We start from the raw sequence: 17340 nt of genomic DNA, 5'->3' as shown, positions 1-17340 counted from the left end.
TGGGGTGCAAAAATGAAGTAGGCTGTAAACTCCTCATCTAGATTTCAATCTCGTTTCAGATTTGCAGTCAAAAATGCATTTGTGTTGGTGTTTGACGCAGGAAGTTCACATATAATCTTGTTTCATAACGTAATGGGTATAATTATTACGTTTAGGCAACGGCTAAGGACGTTTGCACGGGATTATTGCTGGCCATCCGCGGAAGAATCATGAGAGTGTTACACACTTCCAGTAACGTAACACGATATCAGATTCCTCCTCGGTGTCAACGGCAACCGTTTCGTACGAGCGTATCTGAGCAACAGCTATTTTCCATGCACTGCAGTCGAGAACACCAAGGAGGTGTGCACATGGAAAAAGAGGCCATCGGAACAGAGTTCGAGCAGATGCTGAACGCGCGTGGCGTGTCACGCCGCAGCTTCATGAAGCTCTGCGGTACGCTGGTGGCGGCTGCTGGTTTGTCCCAGCTCACCGTCCCCCAGGTTGCCCAGGCTCTCGAAGAATCTGTGATTGGCGCTAAGGAGGGCAACCTCTATCCGGTCATCTGGATCGAGGGTGCTTCGTGCACGGGGTGCACCGAAGCGTTTGCGCAGAGCACCGAACCTGATCCGGCGACGGTCGTGCTCGAAATGATCTCGCTCAACTACAGCGAGACCCTTTCCGCAGCTGCCGGCTATTCCATGGAAGAAGCCAAGGAACAGACGATCGAAGCGGGCAACTACCTGCTCGTCTACGAAGGCGCCGTACTCGAAGGCTGGGGCGGCAACGCCCTGCGCGTGGCCGGCAAACCCGGTACCGAGCATCTGATCGAAGCCGCCGGCAAGGCCAATGCGGTCGTTGCCCTGGGCTCCTGCGCCGTCAACGGCGGCTGGATGGGCGCCCATCCCAACAGCGCGGGTGCCGTGGGCGTGCAGAAGTACCTCAAGGAAGCGGGCATTTCCACCCCGGTCGTCAACATCCCCGGCTGTCCGGCCAACCCCGAATGGCTCGTGGCTGTGCTCGTCGACGTCGTCATGATGAGCAAGCTGCCCGACCTCAACGAGGACAACAAGCCCTCGCAGATCTTCAACGAGACGATCCACGACAACTGCGAGCGTCGCGGTCACTTCGAGAACGGCGAGTTCGTCTACGAATTCGGCTCCGAAGAAGAAGCCAAGAACTACTGCCTCTACGCGGTGGGCTGCCGCGGTCCCCAGACCAAGGCCAACTGCGGCATCGTCCGCTACAACAACCAGCGCTCCTGGTGCGTCGAAGCCGGCGCGCCCTGCATCGGTTGCTGCGAAGCGGCGCCCATGGACCCGGGTCACAACTGGGTCGAGGTCAATACGCCCTTCTACAAGCGCCATCGCGACCTGCGCATCGGCGATTGGGTCGTGCAGCCTGAAGCCATCTGCTTCGGGCTCACCGGCATCGTCGCTGCCGCGTTCGTGGTGCACGGCTTCTGCTGGAAGGCTTCCAAGCGCATGAAGGGCAACGTCCGCATCGAGCCCAAGCGCGCCTGGGACGCCAAGCATCCCGACAAGTCGGTCGGCGATTACAGCCAGCCCAAGACGATCATCCATGAAGACGGCACCAAGGAAACCATGTCGGCCGAAGACTTCGAAAAGAAGATGCAGGCAGACTACGAAAAGCGCCATGAGGCGCTTACGGGCAAGAAGGGGGGCAACGAGTAAATGGCACGTACTGTTATCGACCCGATTACCCGTATCGAGGGCCATCTGCGCGTAGAGATGGAAGTCGAAGACGGCGTGATCACCAACGCGTGGTCGTCGGGCGGCTGCTTCCGCGGCATGGAGCTCGTCGTGCGCGACCGCACGCCCGAAGACGCCGCGCAGATCGTGCAGCGCATCTGCGGCGTGTGCCCGGTCTCCCACGCCCACGCGGCTTCGATCGCCGGCGAGAAGGCCTACGGCATCACCATTTCCAACAACGCGCGCATCATCCGCAACCTGATGGAAGGCGCCCAGTTCCTCCACAGCCACATCCTGTGGTTCTACAACCTCTGCGCGCTCGACTACGTCAACCCGCTCAACGGCCTTAAGGCCAACATCGGCGACGCCATCGACGTGAGCAAGCAGCTGGGTCTGGCCATGAACACCGACCTCAACCAGCTCGCCAAGCGCCTCACGACCTTCGCGGACAACAAGCAGCTGTCCATCTTCAGCGGCAACTGGTTCGATTCCGAAAACGGCACGGGCTACAAGCTGCCGCCCGAAGTCGACCTCATCCTCACGGGCCACTACCTGGAAGCCCTCACGATGCAGGCCAAGTCGTCGGAAATCGCCGGCCTTCTGGGTGGCAAGATGCCCCACATCATGACCTCCACGGTGGGCGGCACCATGTTCGTCCCGACCGAAGAGAAGCTCGACGACCTCTGGGGTCTCGTCAACGAGGTCTACAACTGGGTGTCCGCAACGATGATCCCCGACACCCTGGCGCTCGTTCCCTACTATCAGGAAGCCCTCACCTGGGGCAAGGGCTGCGGCCGCTACGGCGCCTGGGGCGTTTTCAGCGACCCCAGCTTCGAAATGAGCAAGCGCTACCTGCCCTCCGGCATTCTCGACGAGAACCTCAACCTCACCGAAGTCGACGAGGACAAGATCTCCGAATACGTGGGCCATTCCTGGTACGAAGGCGACTCCGATCTCAACCCGCGCGAAGGCGAGACCAAGCCCCTCTTCACCGACTACGACGTCAACGATCGTTACACCTGGGTCAAGGCGCCGACCTATGACGGCAAGCCCATGGAATGCGACTCGCTCTCGCGTATCCTCGTCGCCTACAAGCGCGGCGTGCCCTTTATCGTCGAGCATGTCGACGACTTCCTGGAAAAGGTGGGCGCACCGGGCAAGATTTCGATCGCCCAGTCGACGCTTGGCCGTACGGGCCTGCGCCAGATCGAGACGCTCTACGTCGCCAAGCTCATGAAGGACTGGACGCAGGAGCTCATCGAGGCCGTCAAGAGCGGTGACTCCGAGTACTTCCGCACGCCGGAACGCACCACGGGCGAAGGCACGGGCTTCTGGGAAGCTCCGCGCGGCGCTCTCTATCACACCGAAAAGGTCAAGGACGGCAAGATCACCGATTACCAGATCATCATCCCGTCCACCTGGAACCTGGCCCCGATCAACGGCAACGGCGAGCACGGCCCGCTGGAACAGGCCCTCATCGGCGTGCCGGTAACCGACATGGAAAAGCCGATCAACGCCCTGCGCACGGTCCACAGCTTCGACCCGTGCACCGCGTGCTCCGTGCACATCACCGAGCCGAAGACCGGCAAGAAGTTCGAGACGGTAACCAGCCCGTGGGGGGTGAAGTAGCATGGCTATGGCACATTACCGGGAATCCCACCCGCTCGCGTTCGTCGTCACGCACTACATCAACTTGGTCGCGATGATCCTGCTTATTTGCACGGGCTTCATCATCCACTATCCGTTCGCTCCGTTCCTGAGCATGGGCGTCTGCCGCGGCGTGCATATCTTCTGCGGCTTCGTTCTGGTCATCAACGTGATCGTCCGCGTCATCCTCGCCTTCGTCATCGATGCGGCGCCCACCAACGGCACCCGTCAGATGCAGAAGGAATACAAGACCTGGCTGCCCCAGAAGGACAACCAGCATCAGGCCGGCGCATGGATCAAGTTCTACCTGTTCGCCAAGAAGGACGAGCCCCTGTCGGGCAAGTTCAACCCCATGCAGAAGATTGCCTACCTGCTCATCCCGATCCTCATTCTGCTCATGGGCTACACGGGCCTGGCCCTTTGGAGCCCCACGGCTCAGATGCCCTTCTTCGCGGCCGGCGTGGCTGCGGTGGGCGGTGCGATGAGCATGCGCATCATCCACTACTTCGGCATGTTCGTGTTCATTATCTTCATGATCATCCACATCTACATGGCCGTGGCGGAAGGCGGCAAGCCGCTCGTCAAGCTGATGTTCACGCGCAAGGAGCATGGCGGTATCACCTACGATATCAACACCCATGCCGTTGCCGGTGAAGATCATTCCGTGAAGGACTAGACTGTTCCGGACAGCTGGTCACCGGACGAAGGAGCTCGCTTCGGCGGGCTCCTTCTTCGTTTGCGCGAAAGGTATGAGCATATGAGCCAACACCAAGGCCTTACCGATGACGAAGTCGCTCGCGAAGCGGCCTTGCTCGAAGGGGTGCCTTTTCTGAACGTAGGCGCCCTGCTTCTCCCGCCCATCTGGGGCCCGGCCCACGGCCAGTGGTGGACGATTCTCTGGTACCCCCTGTGGCTGCTCGCCGATAACCTGTTCTACGGGGCCTATGCCCAGCCCAGCACGCTCTCCCTCGTCCTCGCGGTGGTCTGCGGCCTTCTGCTCGCGGGTTTCACAGTGGTCTACGCGCGGCTCTCGCAGCCGTTCGGCCTGCATCGCGCGCTCGAAAGAAAACATGTTACCAAGGAACGCTATCTTGAAATCGAACGCCGTTGGGCCGTCGCATCGGCCCTTGTGGGAGCGGCTCTGCTGGCGCTCGCCACGTATTACAACGTGGCCGTCAGACCGACGGTCGGGTAGGGGGTAAGCTGTGAAAATCGCCGTCTTCTGCGTGGGAAACAAACTCGAACTCGATGATGGGCTGGGATGCGCCGTCTACGACGAGCTGTCGCGCGGTTACGACTTCGACGAGGACGTCGACCTGTTCGATGTGGGCTGCATGAGCCTCGACCTGCTTGACTGCGTGCGCGCCTACGACTTTATCGTGTCGGTCGATGCGGTCGATGGGTCGGGCGAGGAAGTGGGTACGGTGTTCCGCTACGCGCCCGAAGATATGGCTGGCCGGTCGTTCGGCAGCCAATCCCTGCACGATCTGCGCCTGTCCGACCTTTTCGAGAGCGCTGCTCTGCTGGGCTACAAGGCGGAAGGCATCTGCTTGGGCATGCAGGTGGACAACATCTCGCCCGCCGAGCTCACGATCGGCCTCACGCCGAAGGTCAACGAGCGCTTGCCCTACCTGGTCGACTGCGTGCTCGCCGAACTCGTGGGCCACGGGGCGCGCATCGTGAGCAGGCGCACCGGCCAGGTCGTGACGCCCGGCTACGCGCACGTGCCGATCGGCGAGCAGGGCATCGACGGCTTGACCTTGCCGAACGAAGGGCAGAGGTCCTTGATGAAGCAGTCGGCGCACAGCGGGTTGCGCGCTCGGCAGAAGTCGCGGCCGAAGTGGACCCACTGGTGGTTGATGTAGAGCCAGTCGCTTTGCGGATAGACCTTGAGCAGGCAGGCTTCGGTTTTCGCCGGCGTGTCAGCCGAAGGCCCGGCGAACTTGAGCCGGTGGGCGATCCGGTAGACGTGGGTGTCCACAGCGATGCCCTGCGCCTTCTTGAAGGCCTCGCACATGACCACGTTGGCGGTCTTGCGTCCCACGCCGGGCAGCTTCTGCATCTCGTCGACGTCTTGGGGGACGACCCCGTCGAATTCGGCGAGAAGAACCTGCGACAGCTCGATGAGGTGGCGCGCCTTCGAATGGTAGAAGCCCAGGGAATGGATGATGCGTTCGACCTCTTCGAGCGGGGCGGAGGCCATTTCGCGCGGGGTGCCAAAGCGGGCGAAGAGTTCGGGCGTGACGCGGTTGACCGAGGCGTCGGTGGTCTGTGCCGACAGCATGACGGCGCAGACCAGTTGGAAGGGCGTCATATAGTCGAGCGAGCATTCCCCTTCGCCGTAGCGTTCCCGCATGCGGGCCTCGATGGCCTGGGCGCGTTCCTTTTTATCTGCCATCTTCTCGCGGGGCATGGGCCCTCCTTCGCGTGGACGAATAAACCGAGCCGGCAGGCGCGCGGTTGGGCGTGCTCTACGGCCGGGGGCACCCGCGGTGATGTGGCGGGCCTGCGTGCTACAATCCTACCGCAAAACAAGCTGTGCGCCGCCGTTCCAAGGCGGCTTTTCGTGCGTGTACCGAAAGGGGAGCCCCATGCTCATTGACGCCTTGGTCTATCCGCTGGACCGTTGCGAGGATGTGAAGGCCTTCTGGGCCAAGCTCGACGCGGGCGCCGACGCCACGATGGGCCTGGCTTCCTCGGCGCGTCCCTTCTTCACGGCCGCCCGCTTTGCCCGCACCCCCCAGCCCACGTTAGTGGTGGTCGCCGGGGAGGAGGCTGCCAACGATTTCGCCCGCAACGTGGGCGCCTATATCGGCGACGACAAGGTGCTCCGTTTCTTCGAGCGCACCGATTACCCCTTTACGGCCGCGGCGCCCGACGCCCACGCGGCGGCCTGCCGCATGGAAGCCCTGCATGCGCTTGCGAGCGGGCGGGAGTGCGTGGTCGTGGCCAGCGCCCGGTCGCTTGTGCGCATGCTGCCGCCCGCGGACGCCAAGGCCTATCTGCCGCTCGATTTCGCGGCCGGCCGCGAGGTGGGCGATTCCGCCCGGGCCGACCTGACCGATTTCGACAGCATCGCGCGGGCCTTGCAGAACGCGGGCTACGAGAACACCGGCGAGCTCGAGGGGCCGGGCACCTTCTGCGTGCGGGGCGGGGCGGTCGACGTCTATCCGGGCAACCTGTCCTACCCGGTGCGCATCGACTGCTTCGGCGACGAGGTCGACGAAATCCGCCGCATCGTGCCGTCGACGGGGCAGACGATCGCCAACCTCGATGCGGTGACGATCTACCCGGTGCGGGAATTCGCCTCGAGCGCCAAGGGGCTCGCTCGTGCAAAGAAGGCCCTCTACAAGCCCGCCCAGAGCAATGCCGTCATGCGCGAGATCTTGGACAAGTTGGAAGGCGGCGTCTTTGACACGCAGACCGACGCCGTCCTGCCCCTCCTCTTCGATCGCACGGTTACCCTCGGTGCCTACCTGGGGCCCGAATGTCTCACCGTCATGATTGAGCCGCGATCGCTCATCGACGACGCCCTCCACGCCTACGACGATATCGCCGGCCGCGCGAGCGGGTCGAGCATTACCATCGACGGGCTCTACTGCCCGGCCGCCCAGCTCGATTTCGGGAAGAACCAACGTTGCGTCTACCAGTCGATCATGCGCGTGGGCGCCGCCGTCGATGCCGAAATCCCCGTCAAGCGCACCGACGTGGCCGGCAACGGCGACAAGCTCTTCGGCAAGCTCACCAGTCTGGCCCAGGCCAATTACACGGTGGTCTTCAGCGCGGCCAACAATCGGGCCCGCGAGGACATGAAGCTGGCTTTCGTCGAGCACGGCCTGCCGATCGAAGAGGTGCTCGACGTGCGGGGCGACGACCCCAAGAAGCTGCACCGCGGCATCGTCAACGTCGTCGACGTCGACATTCCTTTGGGGCTTATTATCCCCAAAGCCAAACTCGCCCTGGTGAGCATCGCCGACACCCAGGGGGCGGGCGCTCTGCGCCGCCACAAGCACGTCGACATCACCCAGGTCACCTTCCCCTTCAAACCCGGCGATTACGTGGTGCACGCCTCCCACGGCATCGCCTATTTCAAGGAGCTTGTGCAGCAGGAGATCAACGGGGTGGTGCGCGACTACCTCTTGCTGCAATACGCCGATGACGACAAGCTCTTCGTGCCCGTCGAGCAGCTCGACCGCGTGACCCGCTACGTGGGTCCCGAAGGGTCGAGCCCCCGCTTGACGCGTTTGAACACGAGCGACTGGTCGCGCGCGATGAACAAGGCCCGCAAGGCGAGCAAGAAGCTGGCCTTCGACCTGGTCGACGTCTACACGCGCCGGGCGGCAAGCAAGGGCTTCCGCTATTCGCCCGATACCCCCTGGATGCGGCAGATGGAAGAGGATTTCCCCTACCAGGAAACGCCCGACCAGCTGGCTGCCATCGCCGACGTCAAGGCCGACATGCAGTCGAGCCGGCCTATGGACCGCCTGATCTGCGGCGACGTGGGCTTCGGCAAGACCGAAGTCGCTCTGCGCGCGGCCTTCAAAGCCACCCAGGACAAAAAGCAGGTCATGGTTCTGTGCCCTACGACCATTCTGGCCCAGCAGCATTACGCTAATTTCAAGGACCGGTTCGACCCCTACGGTGTCGAGGTCGAGGTCCTCAGCCGCTTCCGCACGCCCGCCCAGCAGAAGCACGCGCTCGCCGGTTTCGCCGACGGTACCGTGCAGGTGCTCGTGGGCACTCACCGCCTGCTTTCGCGCGACGTGAACTCCCACGATTTGGGCCTAGTGATCATCGACGAGGAACAGCGCTTCGGCGTGCAGGCCAAGGAACAGATGAAGAACCTGCGCGAATCGATCGACGTGCTCACGCTTTCGGCCACGCCCATCCCGCGCACCATGCAGATGTCGCTTTCGGGCGTGCGCGACATGAGCCTGATCCTCACGCCGCCCGACGACCGCCTGCCGGTGGAGGTGCACGTGGGGGAGTGGGACCCCGACGTGGTAAGCGACGCGATTCGCCATGAGCTCGCCCGTCACGGCCAGGTTTACTATGTGAGCAACCGCGTGCACGACATCGACGACGCCGTGCAACGCGTGCAGGAGGCGGCGCCCGAAGCCCGCATCGGCATCGCCCACGGAAAGATGTCGAAAGAAGAGCTCGAAGGCGTGATGGAGGAATTCGCGGCGGGCACGGTCGACGTGCTCGTGGCCACGACGATCATCGAAAGCGGCATCGACAACCCCCACAGCAACACGCTCATCATCGAGGACGCCCATCGGCTCGGCCTGGCTCAGATGTACCAGCTGAAGGGCCGCGTGGGTCGGTCGAACCGCCAGGCCTACGCCTACTTTATGTTCCCTGAAAACGTCCCCCTCACCGAAGAGGCCACAAGCCGCCTTGAGGCGATCAACGAGTACCAGGATCTGGGCAGCGGCATGCGCGTGGCCATGCGCGACCTCGAGATTCGCGGGGCCGGCAGCATGCTGGGCGCCGAGCAGAGCGGCAACCTGAGCCAGGTGGGCTTCGACCTGTTCGCGCAGATGCTGCAGGAAGCGGTGACGGCCACGCGTGAGGGCACGGCCGAAGGCAACGATTTCCTGCCTGACGCCCTGTCCGACATCACGGTCAACGTGCCGGCGAGCACCTACCTGCCCGAAGAGTACATCCCCGATGCCGACGAGCGCGTCCTTATCTACCGCAAGGTGGCCTTCGCCGAAGAGGTGGAAGACGTCGACGCGCTCGCAAGCGAAGTCGAAGCCGCCCATCCGGGCATGCCGGCCGCGGCGGCCAACTTCTTCGAGCGCGCCCGCGTGCGCGCCCTGGCCCATGCGATGCACGTGCATACGGTGAGCGTGGTGGCTGGCAAGCTCAACATCGAGCCGGTGGCCGCGCCCACAGGCGATGTGGCCGCCCGCCTGCGCCGCGCCAAGGCCCGCTACGTGAAGCAGACGCGCAAGCTCCAGGTGCCCCTGAAGTTCTTCGACCTGGGCGAAGACGACTCCCTGCTCGAAGCGGTCTACGCGCTTTTGCGTGATTTGAAGGGCTAGCCGCAGGGGCGCATACCGTGCCAACCTGCGATCGACATGAACGAGCGCCGCGGCCCCGGTGGGGCGGCGGCGCTCGTTTTTGTTCCTGTGGTGGGCGGTGTGCGGCTAGGCCAGGGGCTTGTGCATATAGGTGAAGGATCCCTGGGCCACGAGCGCGCCCGTCCAATCGGTGATATCGACCCGGTAGAAACCGATGCTGCGTCCGCGGCGCTGGGCGCGCGCCACCGCGCGCAGGTGGGCGTCGCGGGCCCCGTGCAGGTACTGCATCGAGGCGTCGACGGTCATATTGACCTCGCCTTCCTTCCAGTCGGCGATCGAGGCGGCCAGGTCGGCCATCGTGAACAGGACGCCGCCCATCACGCCTCCCTTGGCGTTGGAGTGGCGTTGGGTCCAATCGAGCGTCACGGTTGCTTCGCCGGGGGCGGCATCTTCGATCGCGATCCCGGTGGTTTCCATCGCGAACGTGTCGCGGCCGAAGAAGTCGCGCACGCGTTCCAGATAGCTTTGATCTGCCATGGTGAGTGGTCCTTCCCTTAGGCGCGTCGGTGCTGGCGGCCCTCTTTGAGCGTACCGGCGTCACCCTGCGCGGTAAGGGTGGGCAGGTAGGCTTCGGCGGTGGTTTCCTCGACCGAAACAGCCCCCTGGGGGCAGGCGTCGACGCAGATGCCACAGCCTACGCAGAGGGTGGGGTCGAACGCGACCTTCCCGTCGCCATGGTCGATCTGGCGCGCGCCGGTGGGACAGGCGTCAATGCAGGCGTGTGCCCCGCAGCAGAGGTCGGGATCGGTCGTCGAAAGGGCGATGGGCACGGCCGACGCGATTTCGGGCTTGCGGCCCACGGCTTCCAGCAGCCACTTCTGGCGTGGGAACAGGCAGGTGCTCACGAAGCCTTCGGGGGAAATCTGGGGCAGGGGGTTCTCGCTTGCCAGGTTGAGCTTGGAGATGGCCCTCATCCGCTCCTTCTTCTGGTAGTAGTCGGCTAGCACTTCGGAATTGCGCAGGCGGCGCTTGCCCGATGCGATTTCGGTCACGTCGGTGAAGAGGTCCTCGAAGGCGGCGCGGCGGTCGGTGGTCGCGTTGTCGCGCGCGTACTTGTCGACGAGCGTTTTCTTTTCGGGGATGCGGTAGGAAAACTTCACCTCGCCGCCCGTACGCTCTTGGGCCAGCTCGATGGCGCGCGGGAAGAGGGCCGCCCCGATGGCGCCCGCGCGATCGCAGTCTTCGCAGTACTTGAAGTCGCAGGCGACCGAAAGGCGGATGTTTTCAGCCAGCATGAGCGTCCACAGCTCGGGCGGCACCATCGAGATGCAGGGGAGGACGATCACGTTGCTGTCGACGGCAAGGCCGGGGAAGACGTTCTCGCGGCAGGTGAGGTAGGCCCGTCGTCCCGATGTCGCTATACGGCGGATGCGGGCATGCAGGTCGGCCATCGTGAGGTGGGTCGACGCGAAGGCGTCGCAGATGCCGAAGCACACACCGCAGCCGTTGCAGGCGGCGTGGTCGATCATGGGAGCCTGGCTGCCTTCGGGCAGGTTGATGGCTCCGTGCGGGCAGATGTGGGCACACCGCGCGCAACCCGATCCGGCCGCGCGCGTGCAGTAGGCGGCCTCGACGACCACCCGCTGTTTGGGTGCGGGCTCTGCAGCTTTGCGCGTGCTCTGTTCCTGGTCGCTAGTCACCGAAGACGTCCTTCAAGGTTTGGTCGATACGGGCGACGACGTCGGCGCGGTCCATGAGCTCGATGCTCTCGAAAAGGGGCGGCGACACCATGTTGCCGCACACGGCTACGCGGATGGGCTGGAAGACGAACTTGGGCTTGAGCTCGAAGGTGTCGCAGAGGGTGTGCACGGTGTCCTGCAGGGGGTCGCAGGCCCATTCGATCGACTCGTCGGCGATGATGGCGCGGGCGGCGCGCAGGACCTCGTCGGCGCGGGAGCCTTCCTTTTTCAGGACCTTCTTCACGCTCTTCTCGTCGAGTTCCACGCGGGGGCCCCAGAAGAGGTAGGCCAGCTTGGCGGGGATTTCGTTCAAGCGCGCCAAGCGCTCGGCCACGAGCGGGTAGACGCGTGCGTACCAGTCGGGGCGGGCGGCGATGTCTTCGGCCGTGGCGCCGGCTTCGATGAGCCAGGGCGTGGCGGCTTCGACCCAGGCGGGCGCGCCCATGGCCTGGATGTAGTGGCCGTTCATCCAATCGAGCTTCTTCTCGTCGAAGACGGCGTCTTTGCGGGTGATGCGGTCCAAGCTGAACTCGCGGCAGAGGACGTCGCGCGGGATGATCGTGGTCTCGCCGTCGAGCGACCAACCCAGAAGGGCGAGGAAGTTCACCAGGGCGTCGGGCAGGATGCCCTGGTCTCGGTACTCTTCGACCGACGTGGCTCCGTGGCGCTTGGAAAGCTTCTTGCCGTCTGCTCCCAGAATCATCGACAGGTGGGCGAAGGTGGGCACCGGATAGCCCAGAGCCTCGTAGATCAGGATCTGGCGCGGGGTGTTGGACAGGTGGTCGTCGCCGCGGATCACATGGGTGATGCGCATGTTGGTGTCGTCGCAGACCACGGCGAAGTTGTAGGTGGGCGTGCCGTCCGAACGCACCAAGATCATGTCGTCCATGACGTCGGCGGGGAAGGACATGTGGCCGTAGACCGCGTCGTCGAATTCGATTGCGGCGTGGTCTTCGGGCACCTTTAGGCGCCACACATGGAGCTCGCCGGCGTCGATGCGGCGCTGGGCTTCGGCCGGGTCGATCGAACGGCAGGTGCGGTCGTAGCCGGTGTAGGAGCCGCCGTTGGATTCGGCCGCGGCGCGCTTGGCGTCGAGCTCTTCCTTGGTGCAGAAGCAGGGGTAGACCTTGCCTTCGGATTTGAGCTTTTCAAGGGCGGCGGCGTAGGTGTCCATGCGGTCGGTTTGCTTGTAGGGACCGTAGGGCCCGCCTACTTCGGGACCCTCGTCCCAGTCGAGGCCCAGCCAGCGCAGGGCGCGCAGGATGATCTGGGTGTTTTCCTCGGTCGAGCGCGTGGGGTCGGTGTCTTCGATGCGCAGGATGAATTTGCCGCCGTTGGCGCGGGCGAAGGCCCAGTTGTCGATCGCCGTGCGGGCGCCGCCGATGTGCAGCTTGCCGGTGGGCGAGGGGGCGAATCGTACGCGTACGTCTTGTTGGGGTGCAGTCATTTCGTTCCTTCTTGCTTGGATGAGAGGCGCTCGCGCACGGGCGCGGTCGCGCCGCGCTTCATGAGCAGGCGTCCTATAACCACCGATACTATACAAGCCGCAAGGGTGACCGCCAACCAAAGGGCGCCCATGCCCATCCAAAAACCCTCGGGCAGCATGCAGATGAGCAGGCTGTCAGCGGGGAAGGTCCAGTTGCCCTGGGGAAAGAGCACGCCGTGGAAGAGGGCGAAGAAGCCTTCGAAGTCGATGGCGGCGGCGATGCCGCAGACGGCCATGAAGGCGAGCAGGGCGGCCGGTCCCGCGATAAGGGCTGATCCGGCGGTGCGCACGTGCCCCGCGCGCACGAGGATGACAAGGCTGGCGGCGGCGATTGCGGCTGCCAGCCATAGCCAGGGAAGGGCCCCGCTGATGAGCGCGTAGCAGTCGTCCAAGTGGGAATAGACCTCGTCATCGAGCCCGAAGGCGGGCCAGGCCCCCAGGGCGGCGGCCACCTGGTCTGCGGGTTGGGTCTCGTCGGAAAGGCGCGTGGCGGCGGCCACCCGCTTCCACTGGGGGCTTTTGCCCAGACTCTCGTCGAAGGCTGAGGCGCGGGCCGCGTCGACGATCGCTTCCTCGAGCGTCGCGCGCGGGATGTGGTCGACCGTGTAGTCGCGGGTGAGAACGGCCAGGTCGACGAGCTGGTCGTGACCGTAGGGGGTCGTGGCGAAATCGCCGTAGGCAGTCGTGAGGGCACGGGTGGTTGCCGGGGCGGCGCAGGCGGCGAAGCCCGCGGCCAGGCAGGTCACGGCGAGCGCAAGGCTGCAGAGACAGGCGAGGAGGCGCTTCATGGCGGCTTCTTTCTTCGGGGACGAAGGGGCAAGGGGTGGGTACGAAAAACAGGCAAATGCCCGAGGATTGCTTACGGCCAGGTTGGCTTTTTCCGTCGAAAGTGTATCATTGTGCGGAAAACTCAAGGCAGCTTCTGCCTTGCTGCCATCCCTGATAAAGGAGCAATGAATGACGGCTGAAGAGCATTCTTCGTACCTGTTCACGAGTGAATCGGTTACCGAAGGCCATCCGGACAAGATCTGCGACCAGGTCTCCGACGCGATCCTCGACGCCATGATCGAGCGCGAGGGCGAGCTGGCCGCCCAGGGCTACGTCTCCCCGCGCGGGCATGCGGCCGACCTGCGCAACCTGCGCACCGCCATCGAGACCTTCACCACCACCGGCATCATCACGGTGATGGGCGAGGTCCGCACCCAGGCCTACGTCGACATCGACAGCATCGTGCGCGGCGTGGTCGAAAGCATCGGCTACGTCGACGACGACATGGGCTTCAACGCCCGCACCTGCGCCGTGGCCAACTACATCCATTCCCAGTCGCCCGATATCGCCCAGGGCGTCGACGAATCCTACGAAGTGCAGAACGGCGAGGCCGCCGAAGGCGACGTCTACGACACGATCGGCGCCGGCGACCAGGGCGTCATGTTCGGCTACGCCTGCAACGAGACGTCGACCCTCATGCCCATGCCCATCTACCTGGCCCACCGCCTGGCCGAGCGCCTCACCCAGGTGCGCAAGGACGGCACGCTGCCCTACCTGCGCCCCGACGGCAAGACCCAGGTGACCGTGCGCTACGTCGACGACAAGCCTGTCGGCGTGGAAAAGGTCCTTGTTTCCACCCAGCATTCCGAAGAAGTCGACGCGAGCCGCATCAAGGCCGACCTGGTCAAGCACGTGATCGCGCCCGTCTTCGAAGCCGAAGGCGTCGCATGGGAGGGGGCCGAGGTCTACGTGAACCCCACCGGCCGCTTCGTCGTGGGCGGCCCCATGGGCGATACGGGCCTCACCGGCCGCAAGATCATCGTCGACACCTACGGCGGCATGGGTCGTCACGGCGGCGGCGCCTTCAGCGGCAAGGACGCCACCAAGGTCGACCGTTCCGCTGCCTACGCCGCACGCTGGGTGGCCAAGAACATCGTGGCTGCCGGCCTGGCCGACAAGTGCGAAATCGAGCTGGCCTACGCCATCGGCGTGGCGCGCCCGCTTTCCATCTACGTGAACACCTTCGGCACCAACACGGTCCCCGAATCCACGATCGAAAAGGCCGTCGACGAGGTCTTCGACCTGCGTCCGGCTGCTATCATCGACGAACTCGACCTGCGCCGCCCCATTTTCCGCAAGACGGCCGCCTACGGTCATTTCGGCCGCGAGCTGCCCGAATTCACCTGGGAGAAGCGCGACAAGGTTGACGCCCTGCGCGCCGCCTGCGGCCTGGCGTAAGCCTTCTCCCCTACGCTTGAACGAGCGCCCCGACGGATGCGTATCCGTCGGGGCGCTTTCGCACCCTGTGGCGAAAGCGCTCTTTGAGGTCTGTCCACCGGTTGTGGCGCACTCTTCGGCTACACTGGCTTCTATGAACATCGCGCGCATCGTTTTGGACATACCCACCCAGGCCCTCGACGAGGCCTACACCTACGCCGTGCCCGAAGGCATGGACGACCTCGCCGTGGGGTGCGCCGTCGTCGTGCCCTTCGGCGGGCGGCGGGCCGTGGGTTTCGTGATGGAGGTGCGCGAGCCCGACGAACGCGAGGCCCGCCTGTTCGCGGGCGACCAGCTTACCTTGTCGGGTATCCCTTCGAAGATGAAGCCGGTCGAGCGGGTGGTCAGCAAGTCCTTCTTCGACGCCGACGGCGCCGCCTGCGCCGCCTTCCTTGCCGAACGCTACCTGGCGCCCCTCTCGAGTTGCGTGCGCCTCTTCACCCCGCCGGGCGGTGTACCGCGCATGGTGAGGGGCAGGAACGGCTGGCGTTTGGAAGAGCCCGCCACCAAGGAAGTCGACGTGCGCTGGGTCCGTCTGGCGTCGGGGGCCGCCAGCTTCACGCCGCGCAAATCTGCCGTGAAGCAGATTGCGATTTTGCAGGCCCTTGCCGCCGGCGAATTGCGCGTGTCCGACCTCACCGCCGAATACGGGGCCGTGTCGTCGACGCTGAACTCCCTTGTCAAGCATGGGGCCATCGAAATCTTCGAGCGACGCAGCCTGCGGGGGACGCCCCAAGGTGCCGAATACGCGGCAACCACGCTTGCCCCGGCAGCCCGCCCTCAACTCACCTGCGGCCAGCAAGAGGCGGTTGCGGCGATCGACGCCGCCTATCGGGCCCATGCGGGCGGCTGCGTCGTCGTCGACGGCGTCACCGGCTCGGGCAAGACCGAAGTCTACCTGCGCGCGATCGAAACCTGCGTGCGCGAGGGCCGCTCGGCCATCGTTCTCGTGCCCGAAATCTCCCTTACGCCCCAGACGGTGGCCCGCTTCCGCGGCCGTTTCGGCGACATGGTCGCCGTCCTGCATTCGCGTATGAGCGCCGGCGAGCGCTTCGACCAGTGGGACCTCATCCGCAGCGGGACGGCCCGCGTCGTGGTAGGCGCCCGCAGCGCCCTCTTCGCACCGGTCCGCGACCTGGGCCTGGTGGTGATCGACGAGGAACACGAGGGGAGCTACAAGCAGGACCAGGCACCCCGCTACGTGGCCCGCGACGTGGCCGCCTGGATGGTGGCCCGCCGGGGTGCGGCCCTCGTGCTCGGGTCGGCCACACCTTCGATCGAAACCCTCTATCGGGCCCGCCACGACCCCTCCTGCACCCTCGTGCGCCTGCCCCAACGCGCCAACGGCAAGCCCATGCCCCAGATCACGGTAGTCGACATGGCTCGCGAGTTCTCAAACGGCAGCCGCCGCATGTTCTCGCGCACCTTAAGCGAGGCCCTGCACGAAATCCTGCGCGCCCGCCACAAGGCCGTTCTCATGCTCAACCAGCGGGGTTTTGCCTCCTTCGTGCTCTGCCGTGCCTGCGGCTTCGTGCCCACCTGCCCCAACTGCTCGACCTCGCTTACCTACCACGAGCAGGGCAATTGGCTCGTCTGCCACCACTGCGGCTACCGCAGGCACACGCCGCCCGTCTGCCCCGAATGCGGCAGCCCCTATCTGAAGAAGTTCGGCGCGGGCACCCAGCGGGTCGAAGCCGAGCTCGTGGGCCTCATCGCCGAATTCGGGGACGTGGCGGCCGAAGTCGTGCGGATGGATGCCGACACGACGTCTCGCAAGGGCGCCCACGAAGCCCTGCTCGAGAAGTTCGGGTCGGCGGAGACCGCCGTCCTTCTGGGCACGCAGATGATCGCCAAAGGCCTCGACTTCGATGACGTCACCCTGGTGGGCGTGATCAACGCCGACACCCAGCTGCGCCTGCCCGACTTCCGCAGCGGCGAGCGCACCTTCGATTTGATTGAGCAGGTGGCCGGCCGCGCGGGCCGCGCCGACTTGCCGGGCCGCGTGATCGTGCAGACCTATTCCGCCGATGCCGTGCCTATCCGCGCTGCCGCCCGCTACGACCGCGAAGCCTTCTTGGCCAACGAATTGGAAAAGCGCAAGGCCCTGGGCTATCCGCCCTACGTGCGTCTGGCCGACGTGCTCGTGTGGGGCAAGCGGGAAGACCAGGTGCAGGAAGAGGCCCGCAGCGTCTATGCCGCCCTGCGCGCCCGTTTGGCCGAAGCCGGCAGCCAAGGTTGGCTCATGCTGCCGCCCGTTCCCTGCGTGCTTTCGCGCCTGCGGGGGTACTTCCGCTACCACATCACGATCAAGGCACCGCTCGAGGCCGATATCGGCGGCGTGCTCGCGACCGTCTTCCGCTCCCGCAAGACCAACCCGTACGTCAACGTCGCCGTCGACGTCGATCCTCAAAGCCTGCTCTAGCGGGTGCGGCGCTCGGCGCTTCGTCGGGCGCCCGCCGCTTGCGCCTTGAGTGCGGGCTCGC

12 protein-coding genes and 1 pseudogene are annotated in these 17340 nt (G+C 64.7%); 8 read left to right on the top strand and 5 right to left on the bottom strand.

The annotated features are described in order from the left end of the window. Nucleotides 1-350 precede the first annotated feature (350 nt). The 5 genes and pseudogenes from BN3270_RS07360 to BN3270_RS09715 all read left to right on the top strand — a co-directional run. Complete coding sequence (locus tag BN3270_RS07360; RefSeq protein ID WP_058986466.1) at nucleotides 351-1673, top strand: hydrogenase small subunit; 1323 nt, start codon at nucleotides 351-353, stop codon at nucleotides 1671-1673. Then, nucleotides 1674-3320 (top strand): nickel-dependent hydrogenase large subunit, encoded by a 1647-nt coding sequence (locus tag BN3270_RS07355; protein WP_058986465.1) that lies wholly within the window; start codon nucleotides 1674-1676, stop codon nucleotides 3318-3320. A gap of 7 nt (nucleotides 3321-3327) precedes the next feature. Beyond that, nucleotides 3328-4014, top strand: a complete 687-nt coding sequence (locus tag BN3270_RS07350; RefSeq protein WP_334258423.1) for a cytochrome b/b6 domain-containing protein — start codon at nucleotides 3328-3330, stop codon at nucleotides 4012-4014. A gap of 81 nt (nucleotides 4015-4095) precedes the next feature. Next, nucleotides 4096-4533, top strand: coding sequence for a hypothetical protein (locus tag BN3270_RS07345; RefSeq protein ID WP_058986463.1), 438 nt, complete (start codon nucleotides 4096-4098; stop codon nucleotides 4531-4533). A gap of 10 nt (nucleotides 4534-4543) precedes the next feature. Continuing rightward, nucleotides 4544-4984: pseudogene (locus BN3270_RS09715) on the top strand (hydrogenase maturation protease); the annotation flags it as partial. A gap of 68 nt (nucleotides 4985-5052) precedes the next feature. Here the strand turns inward: BN3270_RS09715 and nth are convergent. Beyond that, nucleotides 5053-5751, bottom strand: coding sequence for an endonuclease III (nth, locus tag BN3270_RS07335; RefSeq protein ID WP_058986461.1), 699 nt, complete (start codon nucleotides 5749-5751; stop codon nucleotides 5053-5055). A 178-nt stretch (nucleotides 5752-5929) separates the two neighbouring features. Between nth and mfd the strand changes: the two genes are divergently transcribed. Next, a complete protein-coding gene (gene mfd / locus BN3270_RS07330) occupies nucleotides 5930-9388 on the top strand; it encodes a transcription-repair coupling factor (protein WP_058986460.1) in 3459 nt (1152 codons plus the stop codon). A 105-nt stretch (nucleotides 9389-9493) separates the two neighbouring features. Here the strand turns inward: mfd and BN3270_RS07325 are convergent, their stop codons facing one another. From BN3270_RS07325 to BN3270_RS07310, 4 genes are read right to left on the bottom strand one after another with little or no spacing between them, the layout of a single operon-like run. After that, nucleotides 9494-9904, bottom strand: a complete 411-nt coding sequence (locus tag BN3270_RS07325; RefSeq protein ID WP_058986459.1) for a PaaI family thioesterase — start codon at nucleotides 9902-9904, stop codon at nucleotides 9494-9496. 17 nt (nucleotides 9905-9921) lie between these two features. Next, entirely contained in the window at nucleotides 9922-11067 is a 1146-nt protein-coding gene (locus BN3270_RS07320) for an indolepyruvate ferredoxin oxidoreductase subunit alpha (protein WP_082673424.1), read from the bottom strand. After that, the gene (gltX, locus tag BN3270_RS07315; protein WP_058986458.1) at nucleotides 11060-12553 is read right to left on the bottom strand and encodes a glutamate--tRNA ligase; all 1494 of its coding nucleotides are present in this window, start codon (nucleotides 12551-12553) and stop codon (nucleotides 11060-11062) included. Before gltX ends, BN3270_RS07320 begins: the two co-directional genes overlap by 8 nt. Continuing rightward, nucleotides 12550-13380: a lipoprotein intramolecular transacylase Lit gene (locus BN3270_RS07310; RefSeq protein WP_058986457.1), complete on the bottom strand. Its 831-nt coding sequence runs from the start codon at nucleotides 13378-13380 to the stop codon at nucleotides 12550-12552. Before BN3270_RS07310 ends, gltX begins: the two co-directional genes overlap by 4 nt. 169 nt (nucleotides 13381-13549) lie before the next feature. On the opposite strand from BN3270_RS07310, the gene metK reads away from it, so the two are divergent. Together metK and priA are read left to right on the top strand one after the other, a co-directional pair. Beyond that, nucleotides 13550-14818 carry a methionine adenosyltransferase gene (gene metK, locus BN3270_RS07305; RefSeq protein WP_058986456.1) on the top strand — a complete coding sequence of 423 codons (1269 nt, stop codon included), beginning with the start codon at nucleotides 13550-13552 and terminating at the stop codon, nucleotides 14816-14818. 133 nt (nucleotides 14819-14951) lie between these two features. Continuing rightward, a complete protein-coding gene (priA, locus tag BN3270_RS07300; protein WP_058986455.1) occupies nucleotides 14952-17279 on the top strand; it encodes a replication restart helicase PriA in 2328 nt (775 codons plus the stop codon). Nucleotides 17280-17340: the final 61 nt, after the last annotated feature.

The sequence above is a fragment of the Hugonella massiliensis genome (assembly GCA_001486445.1).
In the GTDB taxonomy this organism is placed as follows: Bacteria; Actinomycetota; Coriobacteriia; order Coriobacteriales; family Eggerthellaceae; genus Hugonella; species Hugonella massiliensis.
Note: the sequence above shows the minus strand (reverse complement) of the source record. Positions and strands in the feature narration are given on the sequence as shown.